A 21,617-nucleotide genomic window follows, 5' to 3' on the forward strand; every position below is an offset into this window, starting at 1 on the left:
TCTTTCGTTTTAAAGGGGTAGCGCAGAGAAAGGATGGCTTCCTCGCCCGGAGAGCTTATTCCATCATTACCTCGCTAACTTCCTACTTAGCTAATGGACACGCGCACTTTAGCAGTGTACTCACGCAGGGCGGTTTTAAAATCGGTGCCGTGGTCCTGCATGTGGTTGAGGATGAAGATGGCGGCAAACACATGCGTAAGCTGTTCGCCTTCGTCTTCACCTTCCACCTCGAAGGCGGGCGCCTGCTCTTCCAGCAGGGCCTGCTCAGCGGCTACCAGGGTTTCCAGCGTCTGGGTTTCTACCAGGCGCTTGATAACGGGCATTTTCATGGCGCAGACTTAGTTGAGGCGGGAAATCAGGCTGGCTACTGCCTCTTCTTTGCTGGCGGCCACAGTTTCTACCAGTTCCCCGTTGCGGAACACAGCAAAGAAGGGAAGGTTGGTGACGCTGGCCAGCTTGCGGGCTTCGGGGCTGGTTTCGGCATTCACGTCGAGGAAGGCGATACCTTGGTTGTGCTCGGCCTCAGAGAGGCGCTTGAACTTGGGCGAAAATAGGCGGCAGTTACCGCACCAGTCGGCGTAGTATTTCACTACTACTTTCTCGTTGTCTTGCAGTAGTTGTTGGAAATCAGCGTCGGTGGCTTTCGTTACGGGCATTCTATGAAATGTTAGTTGACAAAACGCAATCGGCAGATAAGAATAATTCTTATCTGCCGGCAAAGGTAAAGCCCGAAACGCAGAAACTGGTTCACTAGCTACCGCTAAAGGGAAGTAATACTAGGTTATTCGCGTACTAGCCGGGTCCGGAGCACCTGTCCGTCCACAATAGTGGAAAGCAGGTAAATACCCGTGGGTTGGGTAGATGCGAATGAGGCAGGCACGTGGTTTTCCCCTGCTTGCAGAGGTGCAGAAAGCTGAGCAACCTGCCGCCCAACTGCATCATGGAGAGTTAGTTGTACCGTTTGCGGGCGTGCTGCAGTCAGGATAATAGTGTAAGCATCGTGCGCCGGGTTAGGGCTGGCCGAAAGGGTAGCAACTGCGGGTTCAGTGCTAAACACTACAGGCTTTACTGCAGAGTAAGTAGAGGTGCCGTTCAAATCAAGCTGGCGCAAGCGGTAGTACTGCTGTCGGCCACGGGCAGCCGCCCCTACATCCGTATAGCTATATTGTTGAGCCGTACTCGTGGTACCATGCCCGGCTACGAAAGCTACCCGCTGAAAACGGTGGCCATCTGAGCTTACTTCTATCTCAAAGCCTTTATTGTTCAGCTCCTGAGCGGTAGCCCAGGTCAGCAGAGCATTATTACCCTTGGCCACGGCGGCAAACATGCGCAGCTGCACTGGTAACGGACGACTTACATCGGCCGCCGCGAAGGTGCCATAAGTATTTTGCAGATCGGTGGTGAGGGTGTTGGCGACCGGACTTACGCTACCCTGCGGCGGCTCCCAGTTCGTACCATTCCACCGCTGCAGGCGCAGGCGACTTTCCACAATGGTGTTCGGGGCAGTGCTCCACTCGGTATCTTGGTAACCGAGAGTAAGTACAGCGGTAGGGGCAAGCGTGTAGTTAATGGGCTGTACTATCCAGTACCGGTCCATTGCATAGGCCGCATCACCTTGCAGGGAGGAAATACCGTTGGGTAAGGGCAGGTTATTGGGTGTGGTGGGATAAGTAACAAAGGTCAGGCTCCCATTACTGCTGCCACCAGCGGTGATGTTGGCGCTCATCGGCAGGCTAGTGGTACCGCTGCTCATCGGCACACTGTATGCGCCCGTATTGGAGCCGATAACCCAGATCAGGCGCCCGTAGCCCGCAGTACCGTTAGTTTCGCCCACCAGCGTGCCAGTCGTGCGGCTTAAGGCTGAGGAGGCGCCATTATTGAGCGTGATGGTGTGCGAGCTAAGCAGCACCTGGGTAGCCCCTAGCACAAGCAGGCCGCCGTTGGTTCCTACCCCTGCATCGGCGGTCAAGGTTACCGGACTAGCAGCCCCGCTTAGGTCTAAGGTGTGAAACGTGGTGACCGAAGTACCTCCGATTTGCTGTGCCGCCGTGCCCACCAACTGCACCGCGCCAGTACCGGGCGTAAGTGCCCCGCCACTAGCATTATTAGCCCAGTTACCGGTTAGAGAAAGTATGCCCGCATTGTTAATGGTACCAGCGCCGTTTACTACCACGTCGCCGACAACCGACAATTGGGCATCGGCCTGAATGGTAAGTATGGCTCCCTGGTTGGTCAGTCCCTGCCCGGCGGCCGAGGTAGCAGCAACCAGAACTCCGCAGATAAGTAAAGCGTGCTTCATATGATATAGGCTGCGGCTGTGAGTTAAGGGCGCTGAGGAAAAATGCCTTGCAGGGCAATGCAATACGTGAGGGCAAGGTAGGGCTGCATGTTGTTGTGCGGGGCGGCCTGGCCTGTGGCCCCAGTGGCCATAAACCCCGTACCGGAAGCCTCATACTGGGGCTCGCCAGAGCCGTTGCTGGCCAGGTACGCATTTTCTGGGGAGCCCAGCGTCCCTAGCTCGGTACTGTAAGTTAGGCTCAGCGTGTGGGTGTGCGCGGGCAATTCACTCTCCAGTAAGGTAGTCGTGGCGCTACCCCCCACCTGGCCCAGAGCGTAGTTGCTAAGCCCGTTGCCCTGGCCAGCCCCAATGGCCACGCGTCCGTTCAGGTTGGGCAGGGCAAACGTTGATTTGCCGTCCCCACCGTAGGTAGTACCCAGCAGGGAAAACAAGGCTGTGTTCTGGCTGATGGGCATCAACTGCCCGTCGCAGCGGGCGTAGCCGTTGGGTACAAAGTTGAAGGGAACCGTAATAATTTCGGCCAGGAAACCACTAGTACCGCTCGAGAGGGTACCCGCGGTGGCGGGGGTAGCCCGGCCCAGTAGGGCCTGTAGGGGTCCGACTAGAAAGCTTCCGGCCACCGCGCCGGACAAGCGCTTGAGCAAGCTCCGCCGCGTGGGCTGGCCAGGGGCGGAAGCAGCAGTAGGTACAGTGGACACGGTTAGTTAGGCGAAGGAAAAATGCCTTCCAGGCAAATAATGTAATTGAGGACAATGTAGGGCTGACGGTTTTCGTGCGCCTGACTGCCGCCCGTGGCACTTGACACGTTGACGGGCGGACTGGCGGAGGGCGAGTTGGCCAACTGGGTATTGATGCCGCCCCCGTACTGGGGGGAGCCGCCCCCGTTATCGGCTAGAAAGTGGTGCGCGTTCGTCGGCAGTGAGGTACCCGAGAGGTTGGTGGTGCCGGTGGCGGTGCTGGCCTTTATTCCGTGCGTGTGGGGCGGAATCTGGGCGGCTGTCAGCACGTGGCTTTCTGCCCCGCCCTGCTGACCTAGTGTCAGGCTGTCCCCGATATGGGCAACAACCCGGCCCCGCAGGTTGGGGAGGGCAAAGTTGGTTTGGCCATTACCGCCGTAGGTGGTGCCCAACAGGGAAAACAGTGCTTGATTCTGGTTGATGGGTAACAGCTGCCCATTGCACATGGCCCAGCCTTTGGGCGCGAAGTCGAAGGAAACCAGCATAATCTCCGACAGGAAAGGCTCGGCTCCCTGGGTAGAGGCCACACCGTACGTGCCGGCTGCCGCGCTCTGGCTTCGGCCCAGCAGAAAGCCCCCGCCCAGCACCCCACCCAGCTTTTTCAGCCAGCTCCGGCGGGAAGAATTCCCGGCCGACAAATCAGTCATTGAGGACATACAAGGAGAGCTTTAGTCTGGTGAGGGAAAAACGCCGAACAGCGAAATGATGTAGTTGACGGCCAGGTAGGGCTGCATATTATCGTGGGGCCGACTTCCGCCTACCGAGGCCAGGGTCTGGGAGGGTTGCGTCACTAGGCTGGTAGTGCTCTGCGTATACTGGGCCGAACCCGAGCCGCTGTCGGCCAGCGTGGAGCCAATGGGAGAAGCCGACGTGCCAGGCGCCGTGCTGGCGGCCAGCGTGTGCGTATGCACGGGTATCTGGTGGGTAGCGAGGGACACGGACTCCACCCCTGCCTGTTCTCCTATTTGATAGGTGGTACCCGTAACTGGGCTGGTGCCGAAGTGCAGGGGCACCCGGCCCCGCAGGTCGGGCAGGTTGAAGGTAAACTCTCCGTCGCCGCCGTAGGTAGTGCCAATTAACTGGAATAAGACGTCATTCTCAGAAATAGGCAGCGCCTGTCCGTGGCAGAAGGCCCAACCATCGGGAGCAAAACTGCCCGCAAAAATGGCAATTTCACCCACATAGGGCTGGCTGCTGTTAGGGCGCATGGATACCAGCGGCCGGGCCGGGGTTGAAGCTGACATGGGCCGGAGCCAGCCTTGAAAGCGCTGAAACAGGGAGCGGCGCCCGGCCGCGAAGCTGGCTGCCGAAGAAGAAAAGAAAGCCATGAATGTAACGGGGCTCGAAGGGGAAATAGAGGAAAGGATGGCCGCTTACGACTCCCGCCGCCAGGCCCCGTTGGTGTAGATATACCGTGCCGCGTACTTCGACAGGATGTTGCCCGTGCCGCTGTTTGATACGACCGTCAGATACCCGTTGTCGTTGTTGACGATAACCAACCGCTGTCCTTCTGAGCCCGTGCCCAGCGTCACGGTGCCGTTGCCAGCGTTGTTATCGTTATACACAATGTTTGTCACGGCCGGATTTACAGTAACCGCAGTGGTAGGGGCCAGGGCCACCGAGTTCCCCTCAACACTGTAGTTCCCCGCACCTACCGTCGACCAACCCGTGGCCGTGTACTGGTACAAGCCAGGAGTATTGTCGGTCTGGATAATCAGCAGACCTACTGCCGGGGTACTAATAGCATTACGCTGTGCCAGGGTCATGCGTGGCGGAAGCAGGCCCTTGGTGGTGCTAGTTACCTCCAGCGCGGCCGTGGAGGCCGTAGGGGCACCACCAATGCCCACAGTGCCCGTGCCCTTAGCCTGCAGAATCAGGTCCTGGTTGGTGGCTGAGCCAGCAGCATACACCGAGTTAGAACCAATACCTACCCCCTGCGTGGCGTCCGAGGTCCGGAACTCCGCGCCATTGGTGCTGGTCAGGGCGCCAGTAACATATAGCGGTTTAGCCGTGGGGTGGGTGTTGGTGCGTGATGCCGACGCCACATCGAGCTTGTTGGCTGCCGTAATGCCCACGCCCACATTGCCGGAGCCGTCAACACCCAGGCCCGTGGCAGCAGCCGCCGAACCGGTGAGCAGCTTCCCGTTCAGGTTCAAGTTTTGGGTAGCAGTATGGTCGCCAAGGTTGTCGGCTACCATTCGCACCCAACCACTGGCCGTGCGTTGGTAAATACCGGGCGTGTTATCAGTTTGATATACGATTAGGCCTTCAGCCGGGCTGGCTATAGCATCGCGCTGGGCTTGGGTTAGGCGCGGGGGTAGCAGACCCTTACTCGTGCTGCTGATGTCTAGGGCCGCCGAGCTGTTTGGCGAGGAGGTGCCTATTCCAACGGAACCAGTCTGGGCATAGGCGCTGCCGGCTATGGCAGTAGCTCCAGCCAGCAAAAAATAGCGTAGCGGTGTAATCATGCAAGAAAAGAGGTAGAAAGAAAGCGCCGGCGAAACTGGAGGAGTAGCCCGAATTCATCAAAGGTACCACGACAGGGGAAACAACAAAATATTATACATTATGTAAACCTTATATTCCTCTTTTCTCCTTTACCGCCGCTGGAACTCTCTGCTGGCTGTTATGTTATTTCTTATTCTTCTCAGCTATTCTCTGCCTTTCTATGCAGTATATTGTGTTCTTCGGCGACTCGCTGACGGCCGGCTACCAGCTCCGCGCCAGCGAGTCGTTTCCTTCCCGTATTCAGGAAAAAATTGACGCGCTTCAGCTTTCATATAAAGCCTACAACTACGGCGTCAGTGGCGAAACTACCGCCGGGGGCCGGCAGCGCATCAGCTCGGTGCTGAGCCGCTTCGAGCAGATTGATGTGTTTGTGCTGGAGCTGGGCGCCAACGACGGCCTCCGCGGCATTCCTGTTCGGGAAACCACCCAGAATCTACAATACATCCTCGATGAAGTGCGCCGCACCCACCCTGAGGCGCGCGTGGTACTGGTAGGCCTGGAGTTCCCCTTCGACCTGGGCCCGCTGGCTACCTTGGGCGGCGGGCGCTTCGGGCACTATGCTCAGGAGTTCAAGGCGTTGTTCCGGCAGCTAGCCGAGAAAAACCAAGTCGATTTCGTGCCTTTTCTGCTGCATGGCGTCATTGGCCAGCGCCACCTCAACCTACCCGACGGGGTGCACCCCAACGCCGAGGGCCAGAAGATTCTGGCCAACAACGTGTGGGCCGTATTGAGTGAAGTATTAGGGGTAGTAAAATAGGAGAGGGCCACATCAACTACTTGGCCCTAATGTGCTACCCCTTATTAACCAAACAAGCCCTTACTTCCGGCCGGAGGTAAGGGCTTGTTTGGTCAGTAGGCTTCACCCAATGGCAAAGTAAAAGAACGGGGCCGCTACGGTATTACTTAGCGTTATACATCCGCTCGTAGTATTCCGTAGCCATGCGGTGCGATTCGAACTCGGGCTCCACTTCACGCATGCCGGTTTTTACCAGCTCCAGGAATTTCTCGGGCTGGCCGTAGTAGAGCGGGATGATTTCGTTTTCCAGCACGTCGAGCACGTTCGTGGCTTCGATGTTATCCTTCTCGTCGTCAGGCTTCGAGACGTCGGTGTGCTCGATGATGAAGCCGTTTTCGCCGTGGCGCACGAACTCCGGAATCCAGCCGTCGGCGATGCTCAGGCTGGCCGAGGCGTTCATGGCGGCCGTCATGCCGCTGGTTCCGGAGGCTTCGCGGGGGTAGCGCGGCGTGTTCAGCCAAATGTCCGAACCCTTCTTCAGGGCCGCCGACAACGCCAGCTCGTAGCCCGTCAGGACGGCGCAGTTCTTCAGGTTCTTCGTTTTCTCGATGATGCTGTTAAACAAAGCAATAGCCCCGAAATCCTTGGGGTAAGGCTTGCCAGCCCAAATCACCTGCACCGGCCGCTCCTGGTTGTTCACGATTTCCAAGAACCGCTCAAAGTGGCGCAGAATCAGGTCGGCGCGTTTGTAGCCGGCAAAGCGGCGGGCCCACACCACAGTCAGCACGTCGGGGTCGAGCAGGGTGCCGGTCTGGTCAGCTACGATATCAAACAGCTGCTTTTTCAGCTCCCGCTTGCGGGCTTTCAGGGCCGTATCATCACCAGCTTCCAGGGCGGCGTGCAGTTGCTTGTCGCGCCAGTAGGTGCCGTTCTGCGAGTTGGTAATGGCAATTATGGGGCTGATGCCTTGGTAGTGGCCCCACATTTCGTTGGCTACCTCGCCATGCACCTTGGATACACCGTTGCTGATGCGCGAAAAGCGCAGGGCCGTGAGCGTATAGTTGAGCTGCTCATTCTCGACAAGGCCCAGACGCTGAATCTCTTCCAGGGGCACGTTGCCGAAGAACGACATTTTGTGCAGCAGCTTCACGGGGTGCTCCTCGTTGCCGGCCAGCTCGGGGGTGTGGGTGGTGAACACCATGCGCTTTTTCACCTCCTCCAGGTTGCGGCCGTGCTTGTCGTAGAGGTAGAACGCCAGGGGTAAGCCGTGGCCTTCGTTGAGGTGGTACACCTCCGTCTGGCGGCCCAGCACATCCAGCAGCTTGCCGCCGCCTACCCCCAGCAGAATGCTCTGGGCAATGCGGGCCGCGGTGTCGGCGTCGTAGAGGTGGTGGGAGATGGTGCGCGAGATGTAGTCGTTTTCCGGAATGTCGGTGGTCAGGAAAAACATCGGGGCCGTCCCGAACGTGTCGGGGGCCAGGTAAAGGGCCTTCACCAGCACTTGGGCGTTGTGAATCTCGATGGGGAACACTAGGCCGGTATCCTGCAGGAAGCTGTAGTACTTCAGGCGGAAGTCGGCGCGCATGCTCTGGTCCTCGTTGCGGCCCTGGTCGTAGTAGCCAAACGACCACAGGATGCTAATGCCGATAACGTTCTGCTTGAGCTCATACACGGAGCGCATGTGCGAGCCGGCTAGGAAGCCGAGGCCGCCGGAGTAGGTTTTCAGCGCTTGATCCAGCGCAAACTCCATGGAAAAATAAGCGGCCGGGGTGCTGAACTCCGGCGCGGGCGTGTACATCTGAAAGTCAAATGCCATAAAGCAAGGTAGGACTGAATGAAAGATCAGGCGGTTTGTCCGCCAATTGAATCCGCGTACGAATTCGGACTCAAAAAAAGCGGAAAAGTGCAGACTCTATAGGGTAGAGGCCGGTAGCAGGCCTAAAATGCAAACGAGCCACCAGCAAAAGGCAAATCAGCATCATTTACGGGCGCGGCTAAGGGTAAAAAAGGGCCAGACTAGTGCTGTCGTTGCCAACCACCTGCTGCCGTTGACCCAGCATTCGGTAACAGGCTATTTCTCTGAGGCTTTGGTAACAATTCTATAATATTAACCTGCCGGATCATGGGCTACCGCGCTGGTAGCTTTGTGGTGCGGGAAATAGTTCTTTTCCATCATTCCTCCATTCCACAACCATCCACCTCCTTCCGTATGCGCTACCCCCTACGCTGGCTTACAGCCTCCCTGCTAAGCCTCTCCGTTCTGTCCTGCGCCAAGCAGGAAAACCTTCCGGCCCCCGTTGCCGCCACAATTACCACGGCCGATGTAAGTAGCCCCGGCTTTCCCGAAGGCTTCGAAACCGGTACCAAAACAGCTTACAGCACCGGCTCTGTTACCCTCGGCTCCGGCTCCTGGACCCTCAACGACGCGCTGCTGGGCAACACTACCGCCGACCCCAAAACCGGCGCGCAGTCGGTGCGGGTGCGTAACGTAGGCTCCCTTACCACCAACTTCGACCTGACCAGCGGCGCCGGGGTAGTAACCGTACAGCATGCCGTGTACGGCACCGATGCCAGTTCGCAGTGGGAGTTATGGGTAAGTCAGAACAGCGGCTCCTCCTACACGAAAGTGGGTAGCACCATTACTACCAGCAGCTCCACGCTCAGCACGGCCTCATTTACGGTAAACCTGAGCGGTAACGTGCGCCTGCAAATCCGGAAAATCTCGGGTGGCACCAACCGCATCAACTTCGACAATGTGACGGTGGAGCAATATGGCAGCGGTACTACTACGCCGCCACCCGCTACCACGGGCAAGAAATTCCTCTTCGATGCCTCCCACGGGGAGCTGGCCGGCAACGCCGACTGGGTATTGGATGTAGATGGCGGCCTGACGCCACGCTACCCCTCGCCGGCCCAGAGCGGCATTACCAGCACTACCTCTGAAACCTATTGGACCGGCGCTATTTCGGCCTGGGGCGTGGCCCTCGTGAAGCTGGGCCATACGGTGGAGCAGTTGCCCACGGGCACGGCCATCACCTACGGCAACACCAGCAACCCCCAGGACCTAAGCAACTACAGCGTGTTTGTGGTAGATGAGCCCAACACAGTATTCACCGCGGCCGAAAAAACGGCCATCCTGCAATTCGTACAGAACGGCGGGGGCTTGTTCATGATTTCCGACCACGACATCTCAGACCGCAATAACGACGGCTGGGACTCGCCCGACATCTGGAACGACCTGATGCAGAACAACTCCGTGAAAGCCAACCCTTTCGGCTTTAGCGTGAATCTGGACAACATTGTAGAAAACAGCACCAACGCGCTGACCTCTACCACCAACCCCATCATGAACGGCTCCCAGGGCCGCGTGACCCAGCTTTCTTTCCACAACGGCGCTACCATGACGCTTTCGCCTGCGGCAAATAGCACGGTGCAGGGCTTGGTATGGCGCACCTCCGCCACCCAGGGCAACAGCCTGGCTATGGCCGCCAGCAGCACCTTTGGCACAGGCCGCGTGGTGATTATCGGCGACTCTTCGCCCGCCGACGATGGTACCGGTTCGCCGGGCAATACCGTGTACGACGGCTGGAACGAGAACGTCAGCCATGCCCGCCTGCACCTCAACGCTTCGCTGTGGCTGGCTAAGCTGCAATAAGGTAGCGTTTGAAAGCCGAGGCTCAACAAGCCCCGCCGCTGGCACGTGCCAACGGCGGGGCTTTTTTGTTCCTACTGTCTGAGTCTTTTTGCCGCTGATACAACCCCATTGGCAACCGCAAACCAACCATGTAAGTAAACCCATCAACAAGGCACCATAAATCTGTCAATAGGTCACCATTTCGGGTGGCTACAGCAGTAGCGTACAGACGTGGGGGTGCGTACCTTGGCTGTTCCGTTTCCTGATTCCCACTCGCGTATGATTTCTGCCCGATTTCTGCCTTTTCTGGCCGGCTCGCTGCTAGCCACCGCCGCGCCCGCTCTGGCCACGGCCACTTCAGTTTCTTCAGCCTCCACCGCGGCACCGGCCGCCAAAGCCGCCGGTATTCAGCGCATCGACCCTACCTTCTGGTGGGTAGGTATGAAGAACCCCAAGCTACAGCTGCTGGTGCACGGCCCTGGTATTGCCAGCAGCACGGCTACCCTAAAGGCCTACGAAGGCGTGACGCTGGATGGGGTGCAGAAGCTGGAAAGCCCCAACTACCTGCTGCTCAACCTGACCATCAGCCCCGCGGCTAAGCCCGGCAAGCTGCAGCTGGAGTTCAAAGGTGACAAAAAGCAGACCTACTCCTATGAGCTGCGCCAGCGCACTACCCCCGGTGATAAGTCGAAGGTGCAGGGGCTGAATCAGCAGGATTTCATCTACTTTTTGATGCCGGACCGCTTCTCGAATGGCGACCCGAAAAACGACTACATCAAGGGCATGCGTGCCCCCCAAGTGGCCCGCGACTCGATGTACTCCCGCCACGGCGGCGACTTAAAAGGCATTGAGAACCACTTTGATTACATCAAGAGCATGGGAGCCACCGCCATCTGGATGACTCCGGTGGTGGAAAACGACATGCCCAAGGCCAGCTACCACGGCTACGCCCTAACCGACTACTACAACACTGACCGGCGCTACGGCACGCTGGAGGAGTACAAGCAGTTTGTGGACCGCGCCCACCAGAATGGCCTGAAAGTGGTGCACGACGTGGTGCTCAACCACATGGGTAGCAAAAACTACCTGTTCCTCGACCAACCCGCCAAGGACTGGTTTAACCAGTGGCCCCAGTTCACGCGCAGCAACTACAACTCCTCGGCCCTCAACGACCCCTACGGCTCCGACCTGGACCGCCGCCTCTACAACAAAGGCTGGTTTGACACCACCATGCCCGACGTGAACCAGAGCAACCCACTGGTAGCTACCTACCTGATTCAGAACTTCCTGTGGTGGGTGGAGTACACCGGCCTCGACGCCTACCGCATCGATACCTACCCCTATTCCGACCCCAAGTTCCTGATGCAGTGGGGCCAGGCTCTCAATGAGGAGTTTCCGAACCTGTTCGAGTTTGGCGAGGCCTGGGTGGGTAGCACAGCTCAGCAGGCTTTCTTCGCTCGCAACATCTTCCAGCCCGTAGATGGCTTCAAGTCTAATCTGGAGTCGGTGTTCGATTTCCAGTCGCAGGGCGCTATTCATGATGCGCTGCGGGGCGACAACGGCAACATGAACCGCCTGTACGAAGCCCTGCAGGGCGACTGGATGTACGAGGACGCCTCCCGCAACGTGACCTTCCTCGACAACCACGACATGAGCCGCTTCTACTCCGTGATAGGGGAGGACTTCGCCAAGTACAAAATGGGCGTGGCCTGGCTGCTCACCACCCGCGGCATTCCGCAGCTCTACTACGGCACCGAGGTGCTGATGAAGAACTTCTCGAACCCCGATGGCAAAGTGCGGGAGGATTTCCCCGGCGGTTTTGCCGGCGACAAGCAAGACTACTTCACCGCCGCTGGCCGCACGGGCCAAGCCGGCGAGGCCTTTACTTACCTGAGCACCCTGGCCAACTACCGCAAAACGCACCCCGTTATGGCCACGGGCAAGCTCATGCAGTTTATTCCGCAGGACGGGGTATACACCTATTTCCGCTACAACGACCAGGGCCAGGCCATCATGGTGATGCTCAACGGCAACAAGGACGAGAAGACCGTGGATGGGGCCCGCTTTGCGGAGCGTACCGGCGGGTTTACCTCCGGCACCGAGGTAGCAACGGGCGCCACGCTTGCTGACCTCAAAACCTTCAAGATTCCGGGGCGTACGGCCTGGGTAGTCGAGCTGAAGAAGTAAGAATCCGGAAGGGCGGCGGAACCACTGCCGCCCTTCGCTACTTATGTACTACCACTCGGTACTATTTTCAGCTTAAATCTGATAAATCCATGACTGACTTAACTGATAAAGTAGCCATCGTGACGGGTGCCAGCCGCGGTATCGGCCGGGCCACCGCGTTGCTGCTTGCCATGCAGGGCGCTAGGGTAGTAGCAGTAGCACGCACTGCCGAGGAGCTGGAAGAGCTGAACGCCAAAACCCAGGGCCTCGCTATTCCGGCCGACGTAGCCGATGAGGCCGACGCCGAGCTGGTGGTAGCCGAAACCCTTAGCCGCTTTGGCCGCCTCGACATCTTGGTGTGCAATGCAGGGGTAGGCTCCTTTAACCTGCTCGAAAACTTCGAGGCCGCCGAATGGGACCGAATCTTCGATGTAAATGTGAAGGGCACTTTCCTGATGTGTAAGGCCATTGTACCCCATTTGAAAGCTCAGGGCCACGGCCATATTGTGGGCATTGCCTCCGACGTGAGCAAGCGCACGTTTGAGCACGGCACGGTGTACGGCGCCAGCAAGTACGCCCAGGATGCGCTGCTTGGCTCCCTACGCAAAGAAGTACGCCCCTTCGGGGTAAAGGTCAGCACCATCTATCCGGGCATGGTCGATACCTACTTCAACGAGTCGAAGCCAGGTAGCACGGAAGCCGAGAAAACCCACCTCAAACCCTCGGATGTGGCCCAGGCCGTACGCTACGTGCTGGAAGCCCCGGCCCACGTCGTCGTCGATGAGCTGATGCTTCACCCCCTGACGCAGGAGTGGTAGAAAGGTGACTTTGTGAAAGAGTGAGTTGAATAGTAGGCTGGCGCAAACTACTCTGGCTTACACATTTAACTCGCTTTTTCATAAAGTTTCCATCTCACTGGCTTGCCATTACCCGTTTTACTTGCCTATGAAATACCTGCTACTTTCAGCGGCGGCCCTTTCTTTGGGGGTTGCTTCGGCTTCATCTTCCTTTCTGAACTCGCAACCTTCCGCGCCCGTGGCAGAAACTCCTTTTTCCTCGGACCCCAACACCACCGATGAGCAGCCTCAGGACCATAAGCTGGTGATTTACCAGCTGATGACGCGCCTATTCGGCAACAAAACCACGGTGAACAAGCCCTACGGCACGCTCCAGGAGAATGGCGCGGGGAAGTTCAACGACATCAACAACACCGCCCTGCAAGCCATCCGGAAAATGGGCACCTCGCACGTGTGGTTTACCGGCGTGATTGAGCACGCTACCATGACGGACTACACCAAGTATGGCATTGCTCTCGACGATGCCGATGTGGTAAAAGGCCGCGCCGGCTCGCCCTACGCCATCAAGGATTACTACGATGTAGACCCCGACCTGGCCGTGGACGTGAAGAACCGCATGCAGGAGTTTGAGGCCCTGGTAAAGCGCACCCACGACAACGACCTGAAGGTTATTATCGACTTCATTCCCAACCACGTAGCCCGCACCTACAAGTCGGACGCCCACCCTAAGGGGGTAGTAGATTTGGGTGAGAAGGATGATAAGACCAAAGCGTTTGCGCCCAACAACAACTTCTACTACCTACCCGGCAAGTCGTTTGTGGTGCCGGCTGGCTACAACCCATTGGGCCCCCTGAGCGGCCCTCGGGAAGACAAGAAGTTTCAGGAAGTGCCCGCTAAAGCTACCGGCAACGACGTGTTTTCGGAAGCACCCAAGGTCGACGACTGGTTTGAAACCATCAAGCTCAACTACGGCGTCGATTACCAGAACGGGCGGCAGAAGCACTTCTCGCCCATTCCGGATACCTGGCTGAAAATGCGCGACATCCTCATCTTCTGGACCAAGAAAGATGTGGATGGCTTCCGCTGCGACATGGCCGAAATGGTGCCGGTGGAGTTCTGGGCCTGGGTAATTCCAGAGCTGAAAAAGGTGAAGCCCGAGCTGGTGTTCATTGGGGAGGCCTACGATGCTAAAACCTACAAGATGTACATCGAGCAGGGCCACTTCGACTACCTCTACGACAAGGTGGGCCTCTACGACGGGTTGCGCCGCCTGATGCGGGGCGAGGGCACAACCGAGGACATCACCAAAGTGTGGCGCGAGGAAAGCCGCGGCTTCTCTAGCCACATGCTACGCTTCCTGGAAAACCACGACGAGCAGCGCATTGCCTCCAAGGATTTTGCCGGCAACCCCCGCGCCGCTATTCCGGCCATGACGGTTTCGGCTACCCTGGCTACCGGCCCCGTGATGCTATACTTCGGGCAAGACGTAGGGGAGCCGGCCCACGGCTCGGAGGGCTTTTCGGGTGAGGACGGCCGCACCACCATCTTCGATTACTGGGGTGTGCCCGAGCACCAGAAATGGATGAACGGGGGCAAGTTTGATGGCGGGAAGCTAAGCACGGAGCAAAAGCACCTCCGCGACTTTTATTGTCGCCTGCTGGCCCTCACCAGCCAGAGCGACGCCATCCGACGCGGCCGCTTCTACGAACTACAGGATGCTAATAATCTCGACCCGCAGTACAACCAGCGCCAGCTGTATACCTACCTGCGCTGGACGGATAAGCAGAAGCTGCTCATTGTGGTCAATTTCAGCCCCGATAAAACCTACCGGCCTACCCTCCGCATTCCGCGGGAAACCATGCAGCTGATGGGCCTGAACCCCACTAAGTTCTACACTTACACGGAGTTGCTAAGCCAAGCCCCGGCCGTGGAAACCCTGAACCTGACGCTGGCCCCGCAAGGTGCCTACGTGTTCGAAATCAAGCCGGAAGAGTAGCACTCAGCACATATGTTGTAGAGCTTAGAAACCTTCCTGAGCTTCTAATTCTAAGCTTCTGAGTTCTGCTATCTAGGCTCTCATTCCTACCCCCTAACTTCCCACCACCCCATGGCAATTAGTGCAGCGGCCGCTCCCACCAGCACCCGCGAAAAACCCCGCCTGAGCTTCTGGCAAATCTGGAACATGAGCTTTGGCTTTTTGGGTATCCAGTGCGGCTTCGCGCTCCAGAACGCCAACATGAGCCGCATCTTCGAAACCATGGGTGCCAACCCCGACGACCTGGCGTTTCTGTGGCTGGCGGCTCCTATTACTGGCTTGCTGGTGCAGCCCGTTATCGGCTACCTTTCCGACCGCACCTGGAGCCCGCGCTGGGGCCGTCGGCGCCCCTTTTTCCTGATTGGGGCTATCCTGGCGTCGTTGTCGTTGCTGGTGATGCCCAACGTATCGGCGCTGTGGATGGCGGCAGGGATGCTGTGGATTATGGACTCCAGCATCAATATTTCCATGGAGCCGTTCCGGGCCCTGGTGGGCGATTTACTACCCTCCGAACAGCGCACAGTCGGGTTTGCCTTCCAGACGTTTCTGATTGGGCTGGGTTCCATCATTGGCTCGTCGCTGCCCTGGGTGCTTACGCATTGGTTTGATGTTTCGAATCAACCCGAGCCCGGCCACATTGCTCCGTCCTTGAAGTACGCCTTCTACATTGGCGGGGCGCTGTTTTTCCTGGCCGTGCTCTGGACGGTACTGAACACCAAGGAATACCCGCCCGAGAACTTAGAGCAGTTTGAAGAAGAGAAGCGCCGCACCGCGGGCTTTGCTAACGGCTTCCGCGAGTCGTTTATGGGCGTGTTCAACATGCCCCGCACCATGCAGCAACTGGCGCTGGTGCAGTTTTTTACCTGGTTCGGGCTTTATGCCATGTGGATTTACACAACTCCCGCCGTAACCAGCCACATTTACCACACCACCGATACTACCTCGAAACTTTACAACGAAGGCGCCGACTGGGTAGGCATTTGCTTTTCCGTATATGGCGGAGTATCAGCCATTTTCGCGCTTCTGCTGCCAGTGGTAGCCAGGGCCACCAGCCGCCGGTTTACTCACCTGATTTGCCTGATTGCGGGCGGCGTGGGTCTGATATCCGTCTTCTTCATTGAGAACCCCTCGTTGCTGGTGCTTTCCATGATTGGGGTGGGCATTGGCTGGGCCAGCATCCTTTCCATGCCCTATGCCATGCTAGCAGGCGCGTTGCCCGCCAACCGGATGGGCTACTACATGGGGGTATTCAACTTTTTCATCGTCATTCCGCAGAGCATTGGCGGTCTGGTGCTGGGCCCTATCACCAAACACCTCTTCCACGACCAGACGATTTACACCATTGTGCTGGGGGGCGCTTCCCTGGTGGTTGCCGGACTGTTATCGTTGCGCGTTGAGGATGCGGATGACGTGCGTACTACCTCGAATGAGCCGGTTACCCTACCCGCGCCCGGCTACGATGCCCCCGTTGAAACTGACCCGCGGCTGTAGCCACCAGGCTACCCCCTGGGGCAATAAAAAAACCTCTGCCATACCGGTAGAGGTTTTTTTATTGCCCCAGGGGGTAGCGGCCGCAGGATGCATCCGTATTTGTACGCATATACCTGCCCGGAAAATCAGCATTTAACCGGCAACGGCAAACGGGTAGTTCCTCGTATTTCCTAGTTGCGCCACGCTATTGCCTTCTCTTCCCAAACACCGTGGCTTGCTCTTACTTAACAGCAGCATATGGTGTTTCCAGCAGTATTCTTCGGCCTGTTTTTTGGAGTTTTCTTGTTGGTAATCATTCTATTGGTGGTGTCGCGGCGGCCAATCCACCCCACTAGTGCCCGGCCGCGCGTGAGTATCCTGATTGCCGCGCGCAACGAAGAAACTACCATCATCCGCTGCCTGACGGCGCTGACCAAGCTTAACTACCCCGCCGAGCAGCTGGAAATCCTGATTGGCGACGACGCCTCCACCGACAACACGGCCGCTCTGGTGGAGGAGTTCAGCAAAGACAAGCCCCAGTTTCGGCTGCTGAGCATCCGGCAGCGCCTGGGCACGGCCCGCGGCAAGAGCAACGCGCTGGCTCACTTGTGCCGCGCCGCTACCGCCGAGTATCTGCTGTTCACGGACGCCGACATGGCCATGCACCCCGACTGGGTCCAGACCATGCTGGCCGCCGCGCCCGAAGGAGTTGGCATTGTAACGGGCATCACCACGGCCGAGGGCAACCTGTTTGGCCGCCTTCAGGGCCTGGACTGGCTGTTTGGCCTGAGCCTGATTCGGATGCTGACAGACCTGGGCCTGCCTATTACGGCCGTAGGCAACAACATGCTGGTGACCCGGACGGCTTACGAGTCGATTGGGGGCTACGAGGCGCTGGCCTTTAGCATCACCGAGGACTTGCAGCTATTCGAGAAGGTAGTAGGGCAGGGGTGGGGCTACCGCAACATTATCGTGCCCAGCGCTTTGGGTATTTCGGTGGCTCAGCCTACGGTACGACACTTGCTGCAGCAGCGTAAGCGCTGGATGAAGGGCGCCGTGCGACTACCCTGGCAGCTTAGTTTGCTGTTCAGCTCTTACAGCCTTTTTTACACCGTACTGGGCTGGCCCGGCCTGCTGCCGCTGGAAACCATTGCTCTGCTGTACGCGGCCAAAGTAGCCTGCCAGACAATCTGTTTGCTTATTACCCTGCGCCAGGCTGGGCACCGCGAAAACCTGGCCGTGCTGCTGCTCTACGATGGGTACTTGCTGTTTATGTCGCTGGCCGTGCTGGCGTACACGTGGTGGCCTTCCGGCATTCAGTGGAAAGAGCGGCGTTACCGCTGGGCCGAGGGGTAGGGCCGGTTTACTGTCCGGTTTGCAGCCAGTGATACGCGGGCATTTCCTCCGTGAACACCTCAATCTGCAGTCCTGAGCTTTGGAAGTGAGGATGTTGCAGCAGCCGCGGCCGAAGTATATCGGCGTAGTAGGGGGTAGTGAAGTAGGCAATGCGCCGGTCGGGGATGGCAAAGGTGGCACGGGCTTCCGCGGCAAACTCCTGCAGCACCCAGTCCAGATCCGTCAGGTCGGCCAGCCCACGGCTGCGTAAGTCCACGAGCCAGTGGCTGGCTTGTTGCTGCTTGCCCAGCACCAAGGCCGCGCGGTATCCGGCGCGGTGCTCGGCCGAGGTAGCTGGCCTGGTCCAGCGCATAAGCAGCAGGTGCAAATCCGGACGGTAGGAAAGACGCAGGTAGTCAGATTCGAAAGGCAGCATCAGAAGGAAAGCGGCAACAAAGGTAGCAAGCTCCTCAGTAGAAAATTTGTTTTAACTATTTACGCCCGTTGGTAAAGAATCACAGCCCGGCAGACGGGGCGGACGCTGCGGTGGCGGCGTAGTTTACGGGTTTCCGGGCCCTAAATACCTCTATTTTTACTGATGCATCCCCGGCGATGTTGTACTTGTCTTTTGGCGCGTAACTTCCCGCTGGTATTATTCTCAACTCTACATCTTTTTTAATGACTCGCAACCACCTGTTGCTGCTGGGTTTAGGAACTTCGCTGGCGCTGCAGCCGGCGCTGGCCCAGCAAAAACCGGCTACTAAGCCGGCCACCGTTACCAAAGCCCCTGCTGCTACTGCTGGTGGGGCCCGCCTGGTTGAAAAAGTAACTCGCAAAGGCTCCGAGCTAGTCATTCCGTACGAAAAGTACGTGCTGCCGAACGGCCTTACGCTCATCGTAACAGAAGACCACTCCGACCCCCTGGTACACGTGGACGTAACATACCACGTAGGCTCGGCGCGGGAGCAGATTGGAAAGTCGGGCTTTGCCCACTTCTTTGAGCACATGATGTTCCAAGGCTCCGACCACGTAGCCGACGAGCAGCACTTCAAGACGGTAACGGCCGCCGGCGGTACGCTCAACGGCTCTACTAACCGCGACCGGACCAACTACTACGAAACGGTACCCAGCAACCAGCTTGAAACGGCATTGTGGCTGGAGGCCGACCGCATGGGTTTCCTGCTCGACGCCGTAACCCAGCAGAAGTTTGAGGTGCAACGCTCTACCGTGAAAAACGAGCGGGGCCAGAACTACGACAACCGCCCCTACGGTCTGGCGTCGGAAAACATTGCCCGCACGCTCTACCCCTACGGCCACCCCTATAGCTGGCTGACCATCGGCTACCTCGAAGATCTGGACCGTTCCGACGTAAACGACCTCAAGAACTTCTTCCTGCGTTGGTATGGCCCCAACAACGCTACCCTTACCGTGGGCGGCGACGTGAAGCCCCAGGAGGTAGTGAAACTGGTGGAAAAGTATTTCAGCCCTATCAGCAAAGGCCCGGCTGTGGCGGCCCAGAAGCTGCCCGCGCCCAAGCTGGCCCAGGACCGCTACGTAAGCTACACCGACAACGTGCGCTTCCCGATGCTGCAGATGGTATTCCCGACGGTGCCCAGCGGCCACCCCGACGAGTACGCCCTTGACGCTCTGGCCGAAATTATTGGCCAAGGCAAAAACTCCCTGCTCTACAAGAACCTCACGAAAACCCAGCAGGCCGTGCAGGCTTCGGCCTACAACAACTCTTCGGAGCTGTCGGGTGAGTTTACGCTCGTAACGCTGCCCTTCCCCGGCAAAGGCCTCGACAGCCTGGAGCTGAAGGTACGCAAGACCCTGACCGAGTTCGAGCGTGCCGGCGCTACGGCCGAGCAGGTAGCCCGCTTCAAGGCCAGCACCGAAGCCCAGGTGGTAAACAGCCTAGCCAGCGTCAGTGGCAAAGTAAGCCAGCTGGCGGCCAACCAAACCTACTTCGGCAACCCTAACCGCCTGCCCGAGGAGCTAAAGCGCCTGCGCGCCGTGACGCCCGCCGATGTAAACCGCGTGTACAACCAATACATTAAAGGCAAGCACGCCGTGGTGCTAAGCGTACTGCCCAAAACCGGCGGCACGCCGGCTAAAGCCGACAACTACACCGTATCTAAAGAAGGTTACCAGGCTCCTGACTACGGCTACAACGGCCTGACCTACGTGAAGGCCACCGATACCTTCGACCGGAGCAAGCAGCCTGCCGCCGGCACCAATCCCGTGGTGCAGGTGCCGCAGGTGTGGCAGTCGTCCTTGGATAACGGACTGCGCCTGATGGGCTCCCGCAACACGGAAATCCCGACGGTAACCATGCTGCTGACCATCCGCGGCGGCCACCGCCTGGAGCAGGCCAACGCCAACCAGGCCGGTATTGCCTCCCTCACGGCGGCTATGCTCAACGAAGGCACCCAGAAGTACACCGGCGAGCAGTTCAGCTCGGAGCTGGATAAGCTGGGCAGCACCATCCGCGTGTCGGCCGGCGACGACAACACGACCGTGTACGTGCAGAGCCTGACCAAGAACCTGCCCGCCACCATGAAGCTGCTGGAGGAGCGCCTGCTGCGGCCCCGCTTTGATGCGGCCGATTTCGCCCGCATCAAAAAGCAGACGCTGGAAGGCATTGCCAACCAGAATACCCAGCCGGTAGTTATTGCCGATAAGACGTACGCTCGCCTGCTCTACGGCCCGGCCAACATCATGAACGTGCCCAGCAGTGGTACCACGGCCACGGTAACCAGCCTCACCCTCGACGACGTGAAGCAGTTCTACCAGCAGAACTACGCCCCCAACGTGAGCTACCTCGTGGCCGTAGGCGACGTAGACCAGGCCACCCTCACCGGCCAGCTAGGCTTCCTGAAAGGCTGGGCGAAGAAGGATGTGCGCCTGCCGGCCGGCGAAAAGGCACCTCAGCCCGATAAAACCCGTATTTACTTCGTGAATAAGGACGGGGCCGCGCAATCGGAAATCCGGGTGGGCTACCTTACCCCGCTTACCTACGACGCTACCGGCGACTATTACCGCGCCTACCTCTCCAACTACATCCTGGGGGGAGCCTTCAACTCGCGCATCAACCTGAACCTGCGCGAGGACAAGGGCTACACCTACGGCGCCCGCTCGGGCTTCCAAAGCTCGCGCTACGTGGGTCCCTATACGGCCAGCGCCGGCGTGCGCGCCGATGCCACTGCTGCCTCGGTTAAGGAGTTCATGAAGGAAATCCAGAACTACCGCAACGGCATTACCGATGAGGAGCTGCAGTTCCTGCAGTCCTCGGTGGGTCAGAGTGATGCCCTGCGCTACGAAACGGGTCAGCAGCGGGCCGCCTTCCTCTCGCGCCTGCTGGAGTACGACCTGAGCACCGGCTACGTGAAGCAGCAGAGCGACATTCTGAAGGGCCTGAAGCGCGAAGACGTGCAGGCTATTGCCCAGAAGTACCTGCCCGCCGATAATATGTACATCGTGGTAGTGGGCGACCGTTCTAAGTCCTTCCCGGGTCTTGCGGAGCTAGGCTACGAAGTGGTAGAGCTGGATGCCGACGGCAACCGGGTAGCCGCCCCGGCGGCTCCGGCGGCCCCGGCGGCTACCGCCGTCACGCCGCCCGCCGACAACGAGAAGATGAAAATCAAGACCAAAGACGCCGACGGCAAAAAGGAAAAGCGTAAAGCCAAGAAGGATAAGGAAGACACTAAGTAATTCCAGCTTTCCTACCCTGCAAAAAGCCTGAATCCAATGGATTCGGGCTTTTTTGTATCCCTCCCCGTCCTTTCTGCTATGCAGTAGCTCTGAACTCAGGCCACCGGCCTGGGCGGCGTAGCCGTCAGAGCCGGCGGCCTGAATACGCCTCTCGCTGTTTGCGGAACCTCTTGCCCTACCTCTGGTGTC

Annotated in this window: 17 protein-coding genes; 8 read left to right on the plus strand and 9 right to left on the minus strand. The window is 58.4% G+C overall.

Features of this window, described 5'->3' with window-relative positions; translation table 11 throughout:
• Nucleotides 1–86 precede the first annotated feature (86 nt).
• The 7 genes from K3G63_RS15450 to K3G63_RS15480 form a co-directional block, all read right to left on the minus strand.
• Complete coding sequence (locus K3G63_RS15450; protein WP_220614980.1) at nucleotides 87–329, minus strand: DUF6952 family protein; 243 nt, start codon at nucleotides 327–329, stop codon at nucleotides 87–89.
• Nucleotides 330–338: 9 nt separating this feature from the next.
• Nucleotides 339–656: a co-chaperone YbbN gene (locus tag K3G63_RS15455; protein WP_220614981.1), complete on the minus strand. Its 318-nt coding sequence runs from the start codon at nucleotides 654–656 to the stop codon at nucleotides 339–341.
• 125 nt (nucleotides 657–781) lie between these two features.
• The gene (locus tag K3G63_RS15460) at nucleotides 782–2,299 is read right to left on the minus strand and encodes a T9SS type A sorting domain-containing protein (protein WP_220614982.1); all 1,518 of its coding nucleotides are present in this window, start codon (nucleotides 2,297–2,299) and stop codon (nucleotides 782–784) included.
• 23 nt (nucleotides 2,300–2,322) lie between these two features.
• Nucleotides 2,323–2,997, minus strand: coding sequence for a tail fiber protein (locus K3G63_RS15465; protein WP_310794597.1), 675 nt, complete (start codon nucleotides 2,995–2,997; stop codon nucleotides 2,323–2,325).
• A 2-nt stretch (nucleotides 2,998–2,999) separates the two neighbouring features.
• Complete coding sequence (locus tag K3G63_RS15470) at nucleotides 3,000–3,692, minus strand: phage tail protein (RefSeq protein ID WP_259404455.1); 693 nt, start codon at nucleotides 3,690–3,692, stop codon at nucleotides 3,000–3,002.
• Between the two features lie 12 nt (nucleotides 3,693–3,704).
• Nucleotides 3,705–4,364: a phage tail protein gene (locus tag K3G63_RS15475; protein ID WP_259404456.1), complete on the minus strand. Its 660-nt coding sequence runs from the start codon at nucleotides 4,362–4,364 to the stop codon at nucleotides 3,705–3,707.
• 45 nt (nucleotides 4,365–4,409) lie between these two features.
• Nucleotides 4,410–5,504, minus strand: a complete 1,095-nt coding sequence (locus tag K3G63_RS15480; RefSeq protein ID WP_220614983.1) for a hypothetical protein — start codon at nucleotides 5,502–5,504, stop codon at nucleotides 4,410–4,412.
• A gap of 200 nt (nucleotides 5,505–5,704) precedes the next feature.
• On the opposite strand from K3G63_RS15480, the gene K3G63_RS15485 reads away from it, so the two are divergent.
• Nucleotides 5,705–6,301: an arylesterase gene (locus K3G63_RS15485; RefSeq protein WP_220614984.1), complete on the plus strand. Its 597-nt coding sequence runs from the start codon at nucleotides 5,705–5,707 to the stop codon at nucleotides 6,299–6,301.
• Between the two features lie 142 nt (nucleotides 6,302–6,443).
• On the opposite strand, the gene glgP is transcribed toward K3G63_RS15485, so the two are convergent.
• Nucleotides 6,444–8,096 carry an alpha-glucan family phosphorylase gene (gene glgP, locus K3G63_RS15490; protein WP_220614985.1) on the minus strand — a complete coding sequence of 551 codons (1,653 nt, stop codon included), beginning with the start codon at nucleotides 8,094–8,096 and terminating at the stop codon, nucleotides 6,444–6,446.
• Nucleotides 8,097–8,489: 393 nt separating this feature from the next.
• On the opposite strand from glgP, the gene K3G63_RS15495 reads away from it, so the two are divergent.
• The 6 genes from K3G63_RS15495 (at nucleotide 8,490) to K3G63_RS15520 (ending at nucleotide 17,738) form a co-directional block, all read left to right on the plus strand.
• Nucleotides 8,490–9,935 carry a hydrolase gene (locus K3G63_RS15495; protein WP_220614986.1) on the plus strand — a complete coding sequence of 482 codons (1,446 nt, stop codon included), beginning with the start codon at nucleotides 8,490–8,492 and terminating at the stop codon, nucleotides 9,933–9,935.
• 258 nt (nucleotides 9,936–10,193) lie between these two features.
• Nucleotides 10,194–12,101 (plus strand): glycoside hydrolase family 13 protein, encoded by a 1,908-nt coding sequence (locus K3G63_RS15500; protein WP_220614987.1) that lies wholly within the window; start codon nucleotides 10,194–10,196, stop codon nucleotides 12,099–12,101.
• 89 nt (nucleotides 12,102–12,190) lie between these two features.
• A complete protein-coding gene (locus K3G63_RS15505; protein ID WP_220614988.1) occupies nucleotides 12,191–12,898 on the plus strand; it encodes an SDR family oxidoreductase in 708 nt (235 codons plus the stop codon).
• 127 nt (nucleotides 12,899–13,025) lie between these two features.
• Nucleotides 13,026–14,873, plus strand: a complete 1,848-nt coding sequence (locus K3G63_RS15510) for an alpha-amylase family glycosyl hydrolase (RefSeq protein WP_220614989.1) — start codon at nucleotides 13,026–13,028, stop codon at nucleotides 14,871–14,873.
• Between the two features lie 111 nt (nucleotides 14,874–14,984).
• Nucleotides 14,985–16,403: an MFS transporter gene (locus tag K3G63_RS15515; protein WP_220614990.1), complete on the plus strand. Its 1,419-nt coding sequence runs from the start codon at nucleotides 14,985–14,987 to the stop codon at nucleotides 16,401–16,403.
• A gap of 285 nt (nucleotides 16,404–16,688) precedes the next feature.
• A complete protein-coding gene (locus tag K3G63_RS15520; RefSeq protein ID WP_220614991.1) occupies nucleotides 16,689–17,738 on the plus strand; it encodes a glycosyltransferase in 1,050 nt (349 codons plus the stop codon).
• 7 nt (nucleotides 17,739–17,745) lie between these two features.
• Here K3G63_RS15520 and K3G63_RS15525 read toward each other — a convergent pair whose 3' ends face one another.
• Entirely contained in the window at nucleotides 17,746–18,153 is a 408-nt protein-coding gene (locus tag K3G63_RS15525; protein ID WP_220614992.1) for a hypothetical protein, read from the minus strand.
• Between the two features lie 242 nt (nucleotides 18,154–18,395).
• Here K3G63_RS15525 and K3G63_RS15530 point away from each other — a divergent pair, with 242 nt between their 5' ends.
• Nucleotides 18,396–21,428 (plus strand): pitrilysin family protein, encoded by a 3,033-nt coding sequence (locus K3G63_RS15530; protein ID WP_220614993.1) that lies wholly within the window; start codon nucleotides 18,396–18,398, stop codon nucleotides 21,426–21,428.
• The last annotated feature ends 189 nt before the right edge of the window (nucleotides 21,429–21,617 follow it).

Origin of the sequence: Hymenobacter sp. HSC-4F20 (genome assembly GCF_019599275.1) — a bacterium.
GTDB lineage: Bacteria > Bacteroidota > Bacteroidia > Cytophagales > Hymenobacteraceae > Hymenobacter.